At 41.1% G+C, this 18,200-nt stretch carries 19 protein-coding genes; 2 read left to right on the forward strand and 17 right to left on the reverse strand.

What is annotated here, in order from left to right:
- Positions 1-74: 74 nt before the first annotated feature.
- The 4 genes from IV50_RS06120 to mreB all read right to left on the reverse strand — a co-directional run bounded on the left by IV50_RS06120 (position 75) and on the right by mreB (position 3,340).
- Positions 75-866 (reverse strand): pyrroline-5-carboxylate reductase family protein, encoded by a 792-nt coding sequence (locus tag IV50_RS06120; protein ID WP_057746620.1) that lies wholly within the window; start codon positions 864-866, stop codon positions 75-77.
- Positions 867-929: 63 nt separating this feature from the next.
- Positions 930-2,123 (reverse strand): FtsW/RodA/SpoVE family cell cycle protein, encoded by a 1,194-nt coding sequence (locus tag IV50_RS06125; RefSeq protein ID WP_057746623.1) that lies wholly within the window; start codon positions 2,121-2,123, stop codon positions 930-932.
- Positions 2,124-2,133: 10 nt separating this feature from the next.
- Positions 2,134-2,343, reverse strand: coding sequence for a DUF2969 family protein (locus tag IV50_RS06130; protein ID WP_057746626.1), 210 nt, complete (start codon positions 2,341-2,343; stop codon positions 2,134-2,136).
- Between the two features lies 1 nt (position 2,344).
- Positions 2,345-3,340 carry a rod shape-determining protein gene (gene mreB / locus IV50_RS06135; RefSeq protein WP_057746629.1) on the reverse strand — a complete coding sequence of 332 codons (996 nt, stop codon included), beginning with the start codon at positions 3,338-3,340 and terminating at the stop codon, positions 2,345-2,347.
- Positions 3,341-3,488: 148 nt separating this feature from the next.
- Here mreB and IV50_RS06140 point away from each other — a divergent pair, with 148 nt between their 5' ends.
- Positions 3,489-4,856, forward strand: coding sequence for a UDP-N-acetylmuramoyl-tripeptide--D-alanyl-D-alanine ligase (locus IV50_RS06140; protein ID WP_057746631.1), 1,368 nt, complete (start codon positions 3,489-3,491; stop codon positions 4,854-4,856).
- Positions 4,857-4,942: 86 nt separating this feature from the next.
- On the opposite strand, the gene IV50_RS06145 is transcribed toward IV50_RS06140, so the two are convergent.
- The 11 genes from IV50_RS06145 to ispE form a co-directional block, all read right to left on the reverse strand.
- The gene (locus tag IV50_RS06145) at positions 4,943-5,578 is read right to left on the reverse strand and encodes a DedA family protein (RefSeq protein ID WP_057746634.1); all 636 of its coding nucleotides are present in this window, start codon (positions 5,576-5,578) and stop codon (positions 4,943-4,945) included.
- Between the two features lie 131 nt (positions 5,579-5,709).
- On the reverse strand, positions 5,710-7,527 hold the full coding sequence (locus tag IV50_RS06150; protein WP_057746637.1) for a hypothetical protein: 1,818 nt from the start codon (positions 7,525-7,527) through the stop codon (positions 5,710-5,712).
- Between the two features lie 15 nt (positions 7,528-7,542).
- Positions 7,543-8,349 (reverse strand): ABC transporter permease, encoded by an 807-nt coding sequence (locus IV50_RS06155; RefSeq protein ID WP_057746639.1) that lies wholly within the window; start codon positions 8,347-8,349, stop codon positions 7,543-7,545.
- A 2-nt stretch (positions 8,350-8,351) separates the two neighbouring features.
- Positions 8,352-9,599 (reverse strand): ATP-binding cassette domain-containing protein, encoded by a 1,248-nt coding sequence (locus IV50_RS06160; RefSeq protein WP_084736769.1) that lies wholly within the window; start codon positions 9,597-9,599, stop codon positions 8,352-8,354.
- A gap of 118 nt (positions 9,600-9,717) precedes the next feature.
- On the reverse strand, positions 9,718-10,485 hold the full coding sequence (locus IV50_RS06165) for a tyrosine-protein phosphatase (RefSeq protein ID WP_057746642.1): 768 nt from the start codon (positions 10,483-10,485) through the stop codon (positions 9,718-9,720).
- A 74-nt stretch (positions 10,486-10,559) separates the two neighbouring features.
- Entirely contained in the window at positions 10,560-11,297 is a 738-nt protein-coding gene (locus IV50_RS06170; RefSeq protein ID WP_057746645.1) for a CpsD/CapB family tyrosine-protein kinase, read from the reverse strand.
- 12 nt (positions 11,298-11,309) lie between these two features.
- Positions 11,310-12,131, reverse strand: a complete 822-nt coding sequence (locus IV50_RS06175; RefSeq protein WP_057746648.1) for a YveK family protein — start codon at positions 12,129-12,131, stop codon at positions 11,310-11,312.
- 319 nt (positions 12,132-12,450) lie between these two features.
- The gene (gene gpmA / locus IV50_RS06180) at positions 12,451-13,167 is read right to left on the reverse strand and encodes a 2,3-diphosphoglycerate-dependent phosphoglycerate mutase (RefSeq protein WP_057746651.1); all 717 of its coding nucleotides are present in this window, start codon (positions 13,165-13,167) and stop codon (positions 12,451-12,453) included.
- An 86-nt stretch (positions 13,168-13,253) separates the two neighbouring features.
- Complete coding sequence (locus IV50_RS06185) at positions 13,254-14,270, reverse strand: NAD(P)/FAD-dependent oxidoreductase (protein ID WP_057746654.1); 1,017 nt, start codon at positions 14,268-14,270, stop codon at positions 13,254-13,256.
- Between the two features lie 47 nt (positions 14,271-14,317).
- Positions 14,318-15,094 (reverse strand): SseB family protein, encoded by a 777-nt coding sequence (locus IV50_RS06190; protein ID WP_057746657.1) that lies wholly within the window; start codon positions 15,092-15,094, stop codon positions 14,318-14,320.
- Positions 15,095-15,111: 17 nt separating this feature from the next.
- Entirely contained in the window at positions 15,112-15,969 is an 858-nt protein-coding gene (gene ispE, locus IV50_RS06195) for a 4-(cytidine 5'-diphospho)-2-C-methyl-D-erythritol kinase (protein WP_057746660.1), read from the reverse strand.
- 161 nt (positions 15,970-16,130) lie between these two features.
- On the opposite strand from ispE, the gene IV50_RS06200 reads away from it, so the two are divergent.
- Entirely contained in the window at positions 16,131-16,553 is a 423-nt protein-coding gene (locus IV50_RS06200; RefSeq protein WP_057746663.1) for a YbaN family protein, read from the forward strand.
- Here IV50_RS06200 and IV50_RS06205 read toward each other — a convergent pair.
- Positions 16,527-17,510: a quinone oxidoreductase family protein gene (locus IV50_RS06205; RefSeq protein ID WP_057746667.1), complete on the reverse strand. Its 984-nt coding sequence runs from the start codon at positions 17,508-17,510 to the stop codon at positions 16,527-16,529. The genes IV50_RS06200 and IV50_RS06205 overlap by 27 nt on opposite strands.
- A gap of 126 nt (positions 17,511-17,636) precedes the next feature.
- Positions 17,637-18,200, reverse strand: coding sequence for an FUSC family protein (locus IV50_RS06210; protein WP_233119701.1), 564 nt, complete (start codon positions 18,198-18,200; stop codon positions 17,637-17,639).

The following is an 18,200-nucleotide window of genomic DNA, read 5'->3' on the forward strand; positions in this document are numbered from 1 at the left end:
TAAAATGTAGTTGCTTTAACAACAAAATCTATAATATCAGATATTGAATGCTTTGACAACTACTTTTTTAAATTTTATTTTTCTGGTGTGCTTTTCTCTTGCGCAACAGCGATAGCATCTTTCAAAAGTTCAACAAATCCACCTTCAGCCAAATGCTCTAATGCTGCTTCTGTTCCACCGTCAGCAGGACTGGCCGCAACTTCAATGCTATTAGGACTTTGTTGGAGTTGACGCATCGTTGTTGCTGTACCGTACAACGTTTGCTCTGCCATACTAACTGCCCGTTGCACATCAATTCCATTTTCTAGCGCAGTATTGGCTAAAATGTCTGCCAAAGCCGCGACATAGGCTGGACCGGCACTAGCAATGGCACTAACTGCTGGCAATTGTTCTTCAGTAAATTCATCGACACGACCGAGCTCCAAGAATAGCATCGCAATCGCACCCCGAATTTCTTCATCAATACCTTCTGGAAAACTCAAACCAGTGTATCCAGAACGGGTACTAACATTGATGTTTGGAACAGCCCGACTAATGATTGTTTGATCGCCAAAAATATCTTGTAGTTCTGCTAAACTCACACCATCAATAAGGGACGTGACGATGACACTTGGCTTGACCATAGCGGCCATGTTCAGTTGTGCTTGAATCTCTGATAAAGCACTTTTTGGAACAGCTAATAAGACAATATCTGAATCCTGCCATAGCTCAAGAATTGAAATTCGTGACGCAATCCCCAATTCTTCAGCAACTTTAGCACCATTATTTTTTGAGTACACAAGTTGGTTAATCTCATCATTACCGCGCCACCCTTTAATAATGGCTTGGGCAATGTTTCCTGATCCAATAAATCCAATTGATAACATGATTTCTCCTTTATCATAAAAAGAACAGCCTAGCTTCTCGGCCAAACTGCTCTTCAGTAAATTTTATGCAAATCCTTGACGGTTTGACAATGTAAATGATTGATTATGATAACGCATTGACATAATCAGTCCAATACCAATCATGTTTCCAATGATAGCCGAACCACCTTGCGAGATAAACGGTAACGGAATCCCAGTCAATGGTACCAAACCAATGTTCATGCCAATATTTTCAAAAATGTGGAAGAGTAGCATCATCACAACACCTGCGGCAATGTACGCATAGAACTGATTTGACGTATCATAAACAACTTGGAAAATTTGATAAATCAAGAGGAAGTATAAAGCTAAGACCAATACACTTCCGATGAAACCAAAGTTTTCGCCGATTACTGAAAAAATCATATCCGATTCACGCACAGGTACATTCACGTGTGACACATCAAAGCCAGTTCCAGTTAAACCACCGGATCCAATCGCTTTAATTGACTGCCACAGCTGATATCCTGCATTCGAGGTATCCCCTTGTGGATCAAGCCATGAGTCGACACGTGAGAACTGATACGCTTGGAAACCAAATTGCTCCAAAATGTGCCGTCCCCAAGTCTGGGTCACCAATAACAACGTTACCGTTCCTATGGTTGCGGCAACCATAAAGATTGGCCCCAATATTTTCCATGAAATTCCTGAAACAATGGTCATACCAAACACGATTGCCAAGAACACTAACATTGTTCCAAAGTCATGTTGCGCCAAAACTAAAATGACAATCGGAATAGTCCAGGCAATAATCTTCAACAGCAAACGTTCGTCCGACTTAATTGTATGCTCAGGATAATCATAATTATGTTTCGCAATTACCCGAGCCAGCATCACAATAAATGCTGGTTTCATCACTTCCGAGGGCTGGAACGTCAGCGGTCCTAATGCAAACCATGACTTCCCACCCGTTTGCGCAGCATACGCGCGACTATAGAATATCAGCACAGTGACCATCAAGAAGACCCCAATACCAAAGATATAGGGGGCCAGACGCCATAATTGCTCTGAGTCAAACTGCATAATGAAGATGACCACAACGACACCTAGAACATAATAGATGAATTGCATGGCAACCATGAGCTTAACATTAATTCCAGTCGCATCGTGTGTTGCTGCAACATAGATTGAGGCCAATCCAATAATTGCTAACATCAAAACAACAAACACGATTGACCAATCAATCTCACCTTTTGCGTTAAAAAATCGTTTAAACATCTAAATACCTCTAATGATGTAGGTTGTATTCAGCAATCAACATAGATACCCCAGCATCAAAGTCTGGTGCTTTAACAGTGTGATTATCTGGATAGATCACTGTAATTGTATCGTCACTCTCTTTAATTTGACCTAAAACGACCTTATTAATTTTTACTTCTGACTGTCCATCAATTGCATCGCTAATTTCAACGGCAACTGGCTTATTTTTACGTGGCATATTATCCCCTCTTTGTGTCAGTTTTTGTAATGTGTTCAAGTAGTTCACCAGCACCCTTGGCAACATTGTCCAATGGGCTATCTGATACCATGACTGGAACACCAAGTTCATCAGAAAGATATTGATCAATGCCACGGAGCAAGGCTCCTCCACCGGTCAACACAATACCACGATCAATCACGTCTGCTGATAATTCTGGTTGAATTTCAGCTAAGACATGATGGGCTGCTTTAACCACTTGATTAATTGAATCGTGCATTGCAGCTTCAACCATGTTTTCATCCAATGTAATCGTGCGTGGCATCCCCGTGAATGTATCACGTCCACGAACTTCCATTTCAGCTGGGTTTTCAACTGGCAAAGCCGTTCCAAGTTCAATTTTAACTTGTTCAGCTGTGCGTTCACCAATTTGCAAACCAAATTCATGCTTAATGTAATTTGCAATATCAGCGTTCAAGCGATCACCAGCAACGCGAATTGATTCACTTTGTACAATATCACCCAATGAGAGTACAGCGATATCAGAAGTTCCACCACCCATGTCGATAACCATTGAAGCAATTGGTGAGAAAATGTTTAATCCTGCCCCGACTGCTGCAACCTTTGGTTCGTACTCTAGATAAACTTTTCCGCCACCAGACTTTTCTGCAGCCTCAATAATTGCTTTACGTTCGATTTCAGTAATATTTGTTGGTGCACAGACCATGATGCTAGGACGACTCATAACACCCTTAGCCTTTAGCTTTGACATGAAATAAGACAACATTGCCTCAGTCATATCAAAGTCAGAAATCACACCATCTTTAAGGGGACGTACTGCCCGGATATTTCCAGGGGTACGTCCAACCATCTTGTATGCATCCGTTCCGACTGCTAAGACCTTATCTTTTTTTGTATCAATCGCAACGACTGAGGGTTCATTTAGGACAATCCCCTCGCCCTCTACATAAATGAGGACATTTGCTGTACCTAAATCAATACCAATTGTTTTAGCCATGTTACCACCTCTTTTAAACAGACTACCTGTTTTAATTTTTAAAGTTCTATCATTACAGTATACAACAATTTCGATTTAATTTGCTTGTTGTTTCTATTCCAGTGTAAAATTAAAAGACAGAACTGACAAATAACAAAGGAAGATTAACATGAAACTCACAATTCAAACGATTGCCCAAACGCTCTCAGCAGAAATTAAAAATGAACAACCCGTTACAGTAACAAGTACCACTTTTGATTCACGTGCTGCTAAACCAGATAGTCTTTTCATCCCGCTCGTCGCAGAAAACGATGGTCATAATTATTTAGCTAGTGCCGTTGAAAATGGTGCTACTGCCAGTCTTTGGCAAATTGACCACACCCCCTATCCGACTGAAATCCCCTTAATTTTGGTTCCAGATACACTTGAAGCTTTCCAAAATCTGGCACAGTACTACCTAACTGTCGTACAACCAAAAATTGTTGCCATTTCTGGATCAAATGGTAAAACAACCACTAAGGATTTGATTGCGGCCATCGGGGCAACCAAGTACAACACAGTTAAGACACCCGCAAACTTTAATAATGAAATTGGGGTGCCAACAACCATTCTTGCCATGGACGAGCAAACTGAATTACTGGTTTTGGAAATGGGAATGGATCACCCTGGTGATTTAGACAAATTATCTAAACTTGTTCACCCCGACATTGCCGTTTTGACAATGATTGGCGAAGCACATATTGAATTCTTCAAGACTCGCGCCAATATCGCTGATGGTAAAATGCAAATCATTGATGGATTCAAGTCTGACAGCGAACTCGTTTACAACGGTGATGAACCACTCTTAGTCGAGCGTGTTGGTGCCAATGACGGCTTAAAGAGTACTCGTTTTGGTCTTACTGCCCATAACGATCTCTTTGCTTCAAACATTTCAATGACTTCAACGCAAGCAAGTTTTACCACAAATACTTCTGGCCAAACTTTCACAATTCCGCTAACCGGACGCTACAACGTTGCTAATGCGCTTGCCGCCATTAGCGTCGGCCACTTACTCGGTGTTGACGATACGACGATGGCACAAGCCTTAGCGACAGCACCAATTACCGCTAACCGGACGCAATGGCTTGAAGGTAACTTCGGTGGCAAGATTTTGTCAGATGTCTACAATTCAAACCCCACTGCGGCAAAGGAAGTCTTACATGCCTTTAGTGAAGTTCCAACAGATGGACGTCGCATGGCTGTTCTTGGTGATATGCTCGAATTAGGTGAAGCGGGTCCTGAATTACATGCCAGTTTAGCTGATGCGCTCGACCCAGCAACCATTCAGGAAGTATATCTGGTGGGCGACTTAATGCAAAACTTGGTTGAGGCCTTGCAAGACAAGTATCCCGCTGGTGCTGTTCACCATTATGCGGTTGACGAGAAACCCGCATTACTCGCTGATTTGAAAGCAACCCTAACGCCGACTGATATCTTATTATTGAAAGGATCACACGGCATTCATCTTGAAACCATTGTCACAGACCTAGTGGATTAGTTTGTTGTGACCAGCATAATCCTTATAAAGTGAACGTAAATAAATAAAAAGCAAGCACCTATCAAAGGCCCTTGCTTAGATACAGGTTAAATCTCAGTTGATTTAGCCTGTTTTCTTTTATTTTTTTTTAGGTAATGGACACCTAGCCCAACTAAGACAGCTAATGCTAATACCACTAAAATGATAATTTTAAAGTCATCAGCGACAACCATGACTTGTTTCCAAGCTTTACCTGCATAATGTCCAAAGCCAATCAGGACAGTATTCCAAATTCCAGCACCTGCTAAGCTATACAGCATAAAGGTCCCAAATGGCATTTTGGTCATACCAGCCGGAACAGAAATTAGACTCCGTACGACAGGCACAAACCGGCCTAAAAACACTGCTAAACGACCGTGTTTTTTAAAATGATACTCCGCCCGTTCAAAGTCTTTCAATCGCAAATGTAAAATACGTCCAAGACGACTATCAACCAATTTCGCCAATGTCGGCATGTCCAAGAACGTTCCAATCCAATATAAGACGGCCGCTCCAAGACCAGCACCCAGTGTTGCTGCTAAAATTGCACCTAGAATGGTTAGTTTAGAATTAGTTGTTAAGAAGCCAGCGAACGTTAAAATTAATTCCGACGGTATCGGTGGAAAGATATTTTCAATTGCGATTAAGAGTGTAATGGCCAGATAGCCAAACTGATTAATCGTCGATTCGATAAATTGTTCCATCAGGTCCTCGTTTCCGTGTGACCTGCCACAATTTACCAGCACATCACAATCCTTTGATTCATTTCTAAAAAGGAATTAAACCATATTAAACCTTAAACAAACTAAAAAAGAATGTCCAATGGACATTCTTTTTAAATTGAATCGAGTAGTCGTTCTACACTTTTACTATCATCAAAGTTATTTAAGTTGTTGTAGCTCTGGGCCAGATAGGGTTCAAATTCGAATTGATCCTTTAAGATTTTTAATAAATCAATCTTAGCAATTGCCAAAGTCTTAAAAGCTGGTCCACTCAACCAATAATAGGCATCATGTTTTTGAATATTTTCATCAATCAACACCATTGGTATATGTAAAGCACTCGCTTGCAAAGCAATTTGCTCATCGTCGGTAATGACCAACGCATAATCATTTAATATCACCGGTAGTTGCGCATCCAGCGTTTCAAATGGTTGACTATCCACTGCTGTTTGCGCTGGATTATCCCAATAATGCGTCTTACCACTATCTTGCATTGCCGTTATCATTTCGGTATGTTGGGCAACTTGACTCATTAACTCCGGAGTCATCGACCAAAGGACCTGTTGGGCTTTTTCCGTATCGGTTACCTGCTGTCGATTGCGGTCATACCACTGATCAAATATTGGTTTACCAACCTCAATGATTTTATCCGACTTTAAGCCCACCACATTTTTCGCATACTTGGTTTCAAGCGGGTTACCCGTAACGACGTTGACATCTTTGGCGGGAATGGCCTTAAACTCAGTTTCACGCATTTTTTGCTGTAAATCAAATGGCACAAAAAATTTTTGCACTTTGTTTAATTTTTGCTGCGTCAACTCAATTCTAAAGGCATCTACGGTTTCAAGCTGGTCAGCATAGACAATCGTCTTCGCTGATAACAAGTGAGCGAGGTGCGCACCACTTCCATAGCGCAAGACATGGTCATCTTCTATATCATCCGTCATCGACACATAGTATACATCCTGATGTTGTTGCGCTCGCAAACTAGCAAAGGCATACATCAGCTCAGCAGGCCCTTGTTGTTTTGCGTCTACAAAAATAACATCAGTTGCTGTTGTTGGTTGCGGTGTCTTTAAAAGCGTCAACCCTTGTTGATCAACAACCAACCCTCGCAAAATAAAATTAGCATTATTTAAGCGTGTTGGTACTAAAACATGCCAATCAAGGGCGTGGTTAACCGTTACCACATTTAACGCTTCTAACTGATCAGGAGTTACCTTAACATTAAAATTAACAACACTACTTGCAAACCAATCATTAATCAACTGATAGGTCAAATTAAAGTTCCAATTTTCGAACGGATTCTGCCACACCTGTTCAAAAAAGGTCACATAGTCTTCAAGTAGAATCCCCATTTTAATCGTTTGCTGATATTGATTATGGTCTAACCGTTTTTGGTCGGTGATTTCTGTCATTACCGCAACTTTTGTATCGCTGCCAGTAAAATGACCGGTCACATCCAGACGCTGAACAGGAATGAAATTAGAGATTAAATCACCTGTAATCAAAACTTGTTCCTGACTAACTGTTAGTTCCTTAACGAACATGTCTTCGATTAAGATTTTCCCGTTACCTAACCACTTAAAGCCCAGCCGTAAGTTATCATCCGTACTTGGGTATAAACTCACCGCCTGCTGATCAACCTCAAGTGTCGACTTTCCAGCAAACGTTACTTCAAAATCATTGAAACTCAACGTGCGTTTATCAGGACCATAAAATAGCACAAATGTTCGGGCTTTCGGCATTTTAGTCATCATATACGTCAAGGTGTCCATCGCTAAGTGATAGGCATATTGATCTTCTTCTTTTGTTTCTACCCACATAAAGGTTTCACCATCAATTAAACAATGCAATTGTGGTAATTGTACATTTGTTTTAAGCGTAAATCCTTCATCATGGGTTTCAACAGTTACGCGTGCTTGTGTCATAAGCTTATCTCCAACTTAAGTTAAATCAGTAAATTCATCTCTGAAATGAATGTGCATATATGCTCCCACAACTAGGAGCACAAAGATCAATACCCAAAAGAAAATCGTTGTATTTGCATTTTCAAAAAACCAGCGATCATACAAAAAACTATTTCTAAACATCGTTAGCACATAATTAAAAGGTGAAAGTTCCAAAATGGCCTTAATCAAATAAGGCATTGACTTTGAATCAAAGTTTACAATAACTCCTGATGAATAAAATAGGAGTCGGAAAATAGCAGACATTGACGGTTTAAAGTCGGGAATTAGAATCGTCAAGGTAGAATTAATCAAATTAAATGCAACCAACATCATCACCATGGCAAATACTGCATAAAACCATTGGAACCAATAGATGGTCGGGGTACGTCCATAGCAGAACATCACTAGAATAAACATACCTGTCATTACCAAAAATCGGCGCATTTCCTCTTGTAAGGGCATAACTACCGCAATACTGAGTGGGAATCTGGTTTTAGACAATTGTGGTAATTGTGATTTAACCGTCGTTAATCCACGATTAAACACACCCTGGATATAGTACCAAGGCACAATGGCGGCTAGCATCCAAAGTAAATAAGGTTGCCCAGCTACCGTGCCGTTATAAAACCCCATTCCGAAAACAAGATAATAGGTACCAATATAAAGGAGTGGCTCAATATAGTCCCAGCTTGAGCCTAGGTAATTATCAACCCATTTTGTGCGAACATTAAAATGAGCAATCCGTCGGATAACAGGTAAATTCGCCATGATTTCACGGAAAAATTGAATTAAATCACGCATAATTACTTCCCTTCACCTTTCGGAATTTTTAAGACTTGTTTTGGATGTATTGTTTTATTTTTTAAATCAGATTCACGCATAATTGTTTCTGGTTTAACGTGATATTTTTTTGCTACCGCATCAAGTGTGTCACCTGGTTTAACAGTGTACTTTACCACTTCAACTCCGGTCGTGGTGTAGTTTTGATGTGTTTCATTCAATTCTTTTATGCCCGAAACCGACCAAGATGTTACCAATGCCGCAGGATTTTGCATAACCTGCTTTGCGCTCATGTCTAGAATGGCTGCATCACCGACAACAAATAAGATCAGAATAAGCACAGTCAAGAACAACTTTTCCCAAATCGACATTTTTTTAGGGCCATTTAGATGGTGTGTCTCTTCATAAATGTCTGCGTACGCATCATCACTAACGTCACCTGCAGCCATGGCTTCATTCGCGTAAAGCTCATTTAAATTAAAATTTTCTTGTTCAACACGTGCCGTGATTTGTTGATCACGCCGCTCAACTAGCGTCGCTTCTTTTGACTTTTTTACAAAGGCATCATAAGCCGCCAAAACTGGCTCAGTCTCACCATACATCTTAATTTCACCACGTTCAATCCACAACACGCGATCAGCCATTTCACGAACTTGGACTAATGAATGACTCACGAAAAAGATCGTCTTTCCAAGTTTTTGGAATTCTTTGATTTTATCAAGAGACTTACGCGTAAAGGTTGCATCTCCAACAGAAAGTGCCTCATCGACAATCAAAATATCAGGATCAGAGTGCACTGAGATAGAAAAACCAAGTTTCGAACGCATCCCACTTGAATAGTTCTTAACCGGTTGGTCAATAAACGCCCCCAATTCAGAAAAATCAATAATATCTTGCATATTCGCTTCAATTTGTTTTTCAGACATGCCCATCATCAAGCCCTTAAGCCGAATGTTTTCACGACCTGACAAGCCACCACGTAATCCAGTTTGAACCGCAATTAAAGAAACCACGCCATTGACTGAAAAATCACCTGTGGTGGCAGGAATAATATTTGAAATGATGTTCATTAAGGTTGATTTACCCGAACCATTTGTTCCGATAATCGCAACACTTTCGCCTTCATAGGCTGCAAAATCAATGCCACGTAGGGCCCAAAAGTTTGCAAAATGTTGGTTCACGAATAGTGATTTCACTTTATCTGAACGATTAGGGGCCATTTCATAACGTTTCGTTAAATACTTACCCTGTACTTTAATTTCTTTATCCATGTTGTTCTCGTTCATGTTTTAAGCTCACTCGATTTTGGATTTATTTTTACATATGTTCCATTTTATCAAATTTCTCACTAAACTTCGAAAAACTTGATATTTTCATAATCTTTTAACATTAGTATTTAGCAAAAAAGCGCTTCTTTTTGATTGGTTGCATCGCCAAACGTTGAATATAATCACCATTAATGGCTGCTTTAGCATTTTCATCAAAGATATCCGCCGCATTTTGGCCTTGCTCATGCGCCAATTGTGCAAAAGCTTGTCCCATCACGTAATCTCGGTTTTCCATGTAGTGAGCATCTGAAGCCAAGAATTGGGCCAATCCATTATCAATAATGTCTTGTGCAAATGCTTGTACTTTTTTACCAAAAACACCCACATATGAACTGGCTGTAACCTGTGCTAACGCACCACGTTTCCCAAACTCATACAATAATTCTGGCTTATCCATGAAGCCTTGATTTCGTTCTGGATGCACAATAATAGGCGTAATCCCACGTTGTTGGATATCAAAAATCATTTTTTCACTATAGGCTGGGACTTCTTCTGATGGAAATTCTAACAGCATGTATTTCCCTTCTGGATCGGTCGCTAGAATATCGCCTGCATCTAAGGCGGCTAATAAACCGCCATTAATACGGACTTCTTGACTAGCAAAAACAACTAGCGGAATTTGCGCATCATCTAAAGCAGTCTGAAATTGTTCAGTTGCTAGTGTAACTTCGGGAGCATGATTAACATACCGCCCATTCATATGGTGTGGCGTCATCAATGCATGGGTAATGCCGTCCGAAACTGCGGCTTGCGCTAAGTCTAATGAATGTTCAAGTGTAGGAGATCCATCATCCAATCCAGGTAGAAGATGACAATGTATATCAATCATTTTAAATTCCTCATTATTTCTTTCATAAAAAAGGTAGTAAACATGTTGTCTACTACCTTTTGTTTATTAACTATTTAATCTTGAGTTGAACCATAGCCGTAACCATAGCCGTAACCATAGCCAGAATCTCCATCGTTGCGCTTAGCACGTGAAACCACACCAAGCACTTTAGTTGACGTCAAATTCAATAGTTCAACGGCACGTTCCAAGTTCACTTTTTGTGTTTGATTTAATGTAATCAATAAGACAACACCATCCGCAAGTGGTAGCATAACTTGGGCGTCAGTAACTAAGTTCAATGGAGGCACATCCAAAACGACGATGTCATAGTTATTACGCATCCATTCTACCAAGGCAGCCATGCGTGGTGAACCAAGCAATTCAGCTGGGTTCGGTGGCACAGGACCAGAAGTTAGCGCTGACAAACCCGGTACCATGGTTTCATGAACCAAATCCTTAGGTTGTAAATCACTAGCCAAAATCGTAGTCAATCCTTGACGATTGTCTAATCTGAAAGTCGTATGGACAGTCGGACGACGCAAATCAGCGTCGACAATCAATGCCTTTTTACCGGCTTGCGCCCATGTCACGGCCACGTTTGAAGAAACCGTTGACTTACCGTCTGACATTTGTGATGACGTAAACATCACAACTTGAAGTTTATCCAGCGCCGCTCCAGCATATTCAATATTTGTACGTACTGTACGTAATTGTTCTGAAATCACATTTTTGGGTTCAGTAAAAGTAATTAACCGAGCACCATTTGTTTGTGTTTCAACATCTTCTTTATAGTGTCTTTTAAATAATGACATGCGTATACTCCCTTAAATTCGACGATTACGGTCAGAACGTTGCTCTGATGTCTTACCATTATTTTGTCGACTAATGGCCTCATCAATTGAACGCATCTTCCCAATATAACCGACCACACCTAGATTTGTTAATCCAAGGTCGTCTGTTAAGAAACTGATACTCTTAACGGTACGATCTGTTAAGTCACGAACCCAAGCCCAAGCAAATCCGAACAATAATCCAACAAAGAAGCTGATCAATGTAATTAATGGGACCTTTGGTGAAACTGGTTTTGAATTTGCGACTGCCTTTGAAACAATTGACACATCTGAGGCGCTGCTCATGATGTTTCCAACTTTCTTTTGAAAGACCTTAGCTACCTCATTGGCAACATCTTTAGATAGATCTGGATCTTCTGTCTTAACATTCACAGAGAAGACCTGTGAATTTTGTTGGTTGGAAATCGAAATCATGTCACTCAAGTTATTTGCGTTTACTTCAGACTTAGTATACTTAGCTGGAACTGTTTTCTTGGTACCATCTGATTGTTTCTCAGTATGCTTTTCTGTTAAATCATCGACCACTTGATTCAAAATAACTGGTCGCGTAATAATATCTTTATATGTACTAATCAATTGTACGTCAGCTTGCTGATTTTGGAACTGGGCGCCAGCATTATTGTCATTTTGCTTACGATTAACTAATACAGCTGTTGATGAACTGTACTCAGGATGAATCACAAACTTTGAAACAGTAAAGCCAACTACCGCAAAGATAACTCCCATTGCTAAAATCAAGCCCAAATTTCGGCGAACTACCTGCCAAAGATGGCTCAAATCAATTACATTATCCATAGAAATACTTTCACTCCCTAAATGTGATTTAAAATAACAAACGCAGATATGTCAATTATCCAACGTACTATATTCTCTTTTGTTATTATACACTATTTATATCTTTTAGCGATGTAAACATTAAAAATCAACGCAACTATTTTACCATCAAAATTTGGTTAACGTTTCGCACTCCGGTGTTTCGGGTTAAGCTACGTTACTTGACACCTCGGTGTTTATCAGCAAAAAAAATAGTCCGAAAGGTTTCGAACATTTCGAAATCTTCCCGACTATTTTCGTGGCTAGTCATAAAACTAAACCATCTATCATGTATGTGTGATTACTCACCTGACAAAACTGTCTTTGAAACAACATCCAAGTTATCATCCAAATCATAAACGATAGGTTGTCCGTTGGCGATTTCAAGACCTGTGATATCATCATCAGAAATCTTTTCAATGTGCTTAGCTAAGGCACGCAATGAGTTACCGTGAGCGGCGATAATAACATTCTTACCAGCCTTCAAGTCCTTTGAAATCTTTTCATCCCAGTAAGGCATAACACGTTCCAAAGTAACCTTTAGGTTTTCACCTAGTGGCAATTCATCCTTTGGTACATCAGCGTAACGACGGTCAAATGAAGCATATGTTTCACCATCAACTGTAACAGTTTCTTCGTAGTCATCCAACATTGGTGGCAAAACGTCATATGAACGACGCCATTGGTGAACTTGATCGTCACCCCACTTTTCAGCGGCGTCGGCCTTGTTCAAACCTTGCAAAGCACCATAGTTACGCTCGTTCAAGCGCCATGACTTTTCTTCAGGAATCCAAAGTTGTCCATCTTCTTCCAAAACCAAGTGCAAAGTTTGGATGGCACGAGTCAAAACTGACGTGTAGGCTTGATCAAATTCAATCCCTGTTTCAGCCAACAAGTTTCCCGCATCACGCGCTTGTTGAATACCAACTGGGCTCAACTTTGTATCAATCCAACCATTAAACAAGTTCTTTGCGTTCCATTCACTTTGTCCGTGACGAACCATAACTAATTTTGACATTACGATACCTCTTTTATAATTTTTTCTACCTTTTTAGTATACCAAATATTTCACAATTGCGCATTCTTGTCTCAGAATTTCCTTTTTTATTGCAAGGGATCTACTTGACCATCTTGAATAATATAGCCCGACGAATGTAATGGCCCCGCTAAAGCTGGTTCCAAATCTTGTAGGATGCCATTAACGGCGATTGTTCCTTCACCAAAACCAGTGGCAATCAAATCAGTTTTATTCGCATACCCCGCAATATCCCCCACGGCATACAAGCCAGGCACTGATGATTGCATATTTTGTTGAACAACACAGCGTTGGCGTGCCACGGTCGGTTGGCAACGCCACTGTTCAAACAGTTGGCTGTCTGACTTAAAACCATAATTCACGACGACTGAATCAACCATCAGTTGTTGCGCCACTTCCGTGGTTGACGTGTTCAAAGTCACCTCAAGCTCACCGTCTGCTATTTTTGATATTGCCGTAATATTGTAGGGTGTCACCCGTTCAATCGATGATACCGCTAATTGATCTAAGGTATAGGCCATAGCGCGAAAACGATCGCGTCGATGCGTTAGATAAACCTTTTTGGCAACTTTAGCTATCGCTAGGGCCTGATCAACCGCAGTATCACCACCTCCAGCAACTAAAACAATTTGATCCTTAAATTTATTCAAATCATCCACCACATAGTAAACGCCTTCACCTTCCAAATCAGCGCCAATCCCATCAGGCAGACGTTTTGGTTCAAACGCACCATGACCAATCGCCAAGATGACCCGGTCAGCTTGTAATGCTTCATGGTTTGTTTGAAGCACAAATGTCTGACCAACAGCATCATAGGCCACATCAGTTACTGTGGTTTCTAACATATAATTAGGATTTAATTGTTGGGTCTGTTCAGCGAGTTGGCGAATCAAAGCTTCACCTTCAATTTTGACATAACCCGGTACATCTAAAATATCCTTTTGGGGATATAAATGATTCACTTGCCCCCCGACATTTTCCAAACTATCAATTAATGTAACATCTAGGCCCCGTAGACGTGCATAAAAGGCCGTAAAGAGCCCAACGGGCCCTGCTCCAATAATGGCAACTTGCGTATGTTTCATGCTCCCCCCTTATTAAAAAACCACTCTATCACTAGAGTGGCTTAGCTTTAAATTTCGCTATCGTAAATTGGTGTGAATTCTGAAAGATCTGCGCCAAAATCATCACTCATAATTAAGTTAAATTCTGAACCTTCATCCCCAGCATTAACATTGAAGACTTTTTCAAAATCTGAACCCAAAGCCAAAGCAGCTTCACGATCAGGGCCATCAATCACAACTAAGTAGCTACCTTCTTCACCTTGCGTTAAACGTAGCAAGTATAGGTGCTTAATGAGATCACTATGGTCATCAGCTAATGCCACCAAGTCATACTTTAGCGGACCGGGCACAATATCATCGGCCGCACTGACTTGAACTTCGCCATCACCATGCACGGCTTCCAAAACGCTTGCCAAGAAAGCCAAATTATCCATTGTAATTGGCATACCATCTTCTGAAAATGGGTTCAAAACCAATCCGCCCATGTTTGGCACTTCTTCGTCAAAGACCATTGGCAAGTATTGTTCGATAGTCATTGGGTATGGGTATACGGTATCTTCAACATCCCAATCACCCATATCAGCTTGTGCATCATCTGAAAATACTGGGAAAATCATATTCTCATTTTCATCCGCAAATGTAACAAAACGGACTTCTGAACCTTCTGGCAAAACAACTGAGCCATCTGCTTGTTCAATTGGTGCTTGCGTAAAACCAACTGGTGCCAATAATTGCGCTTGCAAAAGTGCTTGCGTATAATTATTTTCCGTTGTTTCGTTTTGGTCGTCACGCATGGCATGCAACGCATCCATTAGCGCGTCATTCTTAATCCCTGTTTTAATCATCATAAATCTCCTTTTTTCTACTGAATAATATGAACAATATATGTTTCTTGCACAAACCCACGCACGGCATTATAAATGCGTTTTGCTCGCGATTCCTTATTGGATAGAGCAAAAACGGTTGGTCCAGAACCAGACATTTGAACGGCATCTGCCCCGAACTTTTGCATTTTTTCACGCAATTTAATGATTTCAGGATACCGACCAGCCGTGACCGGTTCTAACACATTAAACATCTGGATACAAACTTCAGCCAAGTCACCCTGTTCGAGGGCATCCATCAGCGCAGGCATATCTCCATGTTCTAGTTTATCATAGTCAATTTGCCTTAAGATTTTGGGTGTGGAAACACTGATGGCCGGTTTTGAAACCACCAGCCACAATGGTGGCAACTTAGTTTGGATGGGCGTGACGATTTCACCTCGCCCTGTCACTCGGGCTGGACGACTATACACACAAAACGGTACATCCGCATCAATTTGTAACCCAATTCGGGCTAATTCGGTTTCAGAAAGTTCTAAATGCCATATCCGATTTAAACCACGAATCACTGCTGCTGCATCAGCAGAACCCCCCCCTAAACCAGCCGCTACAGGAATCTTTTTATCGATATAAATATCCACCCCATCTTGGCGATTAGCTCGCTGCCGCATGAGGTTGGCTGCTTGATAGGCTAAATTTTTCTCATTCAAGGGTAAAACACCACTTGTTGAATCGACATGAATTGCCTGATGCTCATCAGTGGTCCGAATAGTTACCGAGTCTGCCAAATCAATTGGGACCATAAACATATCCCATTCTTGTTGCCCATCTTGGTGAAGATAAGGGGTATCCAAGCTGAGATTGAGTTTGGCGTATGCACGTTCCAAAATTTCCATCACCGTTGCCCCCCTCTCTGTTTTTCTATTATGAACATTATAACAAATCTAAAACAAAATAGGGGATTCCATAGGCGTTACCGTAAATTCTTGTTATAATGATGCCAGCAAATATAACAAAGTAAATTTCACAAAGTAAATTTCACAGAGGACACTTTCACATGCGCTATTTATACATTCTTCTCGGGCTAATCCTATTTTCAATCGGAACGGTTGCTATCTGGATCCCCGGATTACCCACTACCGGTTTCTACTTCTTCGCTGCGTTTTGTTGGGCGCGTTCATCTCCGCGTTTACACGCTTGGTTGATTCGCAATAAATACTACCAACGTTATGTTGAAGAAGGCGTCTACCAACGTAAACTCAGCCAAAAGCAACGTATCGCAATTTACGCCATGTCAGCTGGTTTTATGGCAATCCCATTCTTTACCGTTGGCAAATTATGGTTACAATTGACTTTGATTGGTTGTTCTGCCGCACAAATCATTTCCATGGAAGCCTTTTATCGTGGCTACTGCTTCAAATCATGGTTTAAAGGCCACCAAGCAACTTCACAACTAGAAGAATCGGTTGATTCTGAATAAACAAAACGTAATCACCGCACGTGGATTATTCGGAGCCGTCCACGCCGTTGCAATGTCACTAAGTTCAAAAGCTTGTGTTGGCACCTGCCAACCATACCGACCCGCTAACTGATAGGTTTGCTCCACGGCTGTCTGCAAATCAACCGTATCAACTGCTTGCAAACCTGAACCCATGATACTCAACTTTGAAGATCGTAATAAGCTTGCTGGTAAATTCAGCGTTGCCCCGGCCATAGCCCCCACTTCAACATACCGTACCGGATGACTTCCTGCGGTTGTTTGCGCTAATGCTGTGAGTAGCACCTCAGCACTTGGCCCATAGAGATAGTCTAAGACGACATCAACTTCACCAGCAACCGTGGCCAAACTAGCGCCGTAGGCCGCCCGACTATCTGCATCTGTTAAATCTAATTGATTCGACGCAATTGTGATATCTGCACCAGTTGCATTTAATGCCTCAGCACGACGCCCCGTTGCTATGACTTTCTTGGCGCCAAGTGCATAAGCCATCTTAACTGCTAATTGACCAGCCACACCGGTTGCACCATTAATTAACACCGTTTCGCCCGCTTGTAGTTGTGCCCGGTACGTTAGCGCGGCGTATGAACTCATCCCTGGGTTGGGTAACGCAGCAGCATTAACCGGATCTAAGCTAGCCGGAATTTCCATCACATGCGCAATGGGCACAATCACTTCTTCGGCTAAGGCCCCACCTAGTGGATGGTCAAAATAGACATATGTCCCATCATCCAAGGTTCCCACACCATCGAGACCAACGGTTTTAGGATAAACATCATCAGCTGAATAATGGGCACCCATTGCAACGCGCTTTGCTAAATTAGATAAAGCAGAAGCTGCTACGTGTACCCGTACTTGATCAGCAGCAACTTCAGTTGGTGCTGGTATTTCTGTCACCGTTGGTTTTGCACCAGCAGCTTGAATTTGAATCGCTCGCATATTCATGTACCTGCTTTCATTGTTTAATTCTCTTAATGCCCCTAATCTAACATATTTCTATCTTCGTGACAGCCTTTTTAGAATCAAACTAAAAACGCAATCCTTCAACGAAAGGATTGCGTCATATTAATAGTGTGATTTGTGTTCAACTTCTTCAATGATATGTTCATGAAGTTGTTGGACATCTTTTTTTAGTGGTTCATCAAATTTGATTGGATGCACGCCAATATTCATAATAATAGCAACCGCTGTTCCAATAAACGTATCGATGACACGGGCAATGGCGTACCAGTAATCTCCATCACTCGGAATTGTAAAACTAATCATCAAAAAGGCAGCTGAGGCGCCAATGATACCGCGATTATTATTAATACCATCATTCACCACGATGACCATCATCATTAAGAGTGGCAAAATAATCACTTGTACCCAATCGGCATGGTGAAATTGCATTAACGCCAATGAGTAAATCATGGCAAACGTTCCACCAATGGCATTCGCCAATACTCGCGACTCACCAAATTGAATCGTCGTCTCAAAGTCATTCCGGAGTGAAAAAACCGCCGATAAACATGCAATCATCGGATTACCACGGTGTAACACCAAAAAAATAATAACTAAGACCATTACTGAAATACCGGTTTTAACGGTTCTTAAGCCAACTCTAAATTTTAAATGGTGCATCTGCAT

This window comes from Weissella viridescens, from assembly GCF_001437355.1.
GTDB classification, from domain to species: domain Bacteria; phylum Bacillota; class Bacilli; order Lactobacillales; family Lactobacillaceae; genus Weissella; species Weissella viridescens.

What these genes read in the sequence shown, in the direction of transcription:
- IV50_RS06130 (WP_057746626.1), bottom strand. Translation starts at nt 2,343, where the DNA reads ATGCCACGTAAAAATAAGCCAGTTGCCGTTGAAATTAGCGATGCAATT.
- IV50_RS06160 (WP_084736769.1), bottom strand. Translation starts at nt 9,599, where the DNA reads ATGGATAAAGAAATTAAAGTACAGGGTAAGTATTTAACGAAACGTTAT.
- IV50_RS06140 (WP_057746631.1), top strand. Translation starts at nt 3,489, where the DNA reads ATGAAACTCACAATTCAAACGATTGCCCAAACGCTCTCAGCAGAAATT.
- IV50_RS06165 (WP_057746642.1), bottom strand. Translation starts at nt 10,485, where the DNA reads ATGATTGATATACATTGTCATCTTCTACCTGGATTGGATGATGGATCT.
- IV50_RS06205 (WP_057746667.1), bottom strand. Translation starts at nt 17,510, where the DNA reads ATGCGAGCGATTCAAATTCAAGCTGCTGGTGCAAAACCAACGGTGACA.
- IV50_RS06190 (WP_057746657.1), bottom strand. Translation starts at nt 15,094, where the DNA reads ATGATTAAAACAGGGATTAAGAATGACGCGCTAATGGATGCGTTGCAT.
- IV50_RS06170 (WP_057746645.1), bottom strand. Translation starts at nt 11,297, where the DNA reads ATGTCATTATTTAAAAGACACTATAAAGAAGATGTTGAAACACAAACA.
- IV50_RS06120 (WP_057746620.1), bottom strand. Translation starts at nt 866, where the DNA reads ATGTTATCAATTGGATTTATTGGATCAGGAAACATTGCCCAAGCCATT.
- IV50_RS06200 (WP_057746663.1), top strand. Translation starts at nt 16,131, where the DNA reads ATGCGCTATTTATACATTCTTCTCGGGCTAATCCTATTTTCAATCGGA.
- IV50_RS06210 (WP_233119701.1), bottom strand. Translation starts at nt 18,200, where the DNA reads ATGCAGATGCACCATTTAAAATTTAGAGTTGGCTTAAGAACCGTTAAA.
- IV50_RS06185 (WP_057746654.1), bottom strand. Translation starts at nt 14,270, where the DNA reads ATGAAACATACGCAAGTTGCCATTATTGGAGCAGGGCCCGTTGGGCTC.
- IV50_RS06150 (WP_057746637.1), bottom strand. Translation starts at nt 7,527, where the DNA reads ATGACACAAGCACGCGTAACTGTTGAAACCCATGATGAAGGATTTACG.
- IV50_RS06125 (WP_057746623.1), bottom strand. Translation starts at nt 2,123, where the DNA reads ATGTTTAAACGATTTTTTAACGCAAAAGGTGAGATTGATTGGTCAATC.
- gpmA (WP_057746651.1), bottom strand. Translation starts at nt 13,167, where the DNA reads ATGTCAAAATTAGTTATGGTTCGTCACGGACAAAGTGAATGGAACGCA.
- IV50_RS06145 (WP_057746634.1), bottom strand. Translation starts at nt 5,578, where the DNA reads ATGGAACAATTTATCGAATCGACGATTAATCAGTTTGGCTATCTGGCC.
- mreB (WP_057746629.1), bottom strand. Translation starts at nt 3,340, where the DNA reads ATGGCTAAAACAATTGGTATTGATTTAGGTACAGCAAATGTCCTCATT.
- IV50_RS06155 (WP_057746639.1), bottom strand. Translation starts at nt 8,349, where the DNA reads ATGCGTGATTTAATTCAATTTTTCCGTGAAATCATGGCGAATTTACCT.
- ispE (WP_057746660.1), bottom strand. Translation starts at nt 15,969, where the DNA reads ATGGAAATTTTGGAACGTGCATACGCCAAACTCAATCTCAGCTTGGAT.
- IV50_RS06175 (WP_057746648.1), bottom strand. Translation starts at nt 12,131, where the DNA reads ATGGATAATGTAATTGATTTGAGCCATCTTTGGCAGGTAGTTCGCCGA.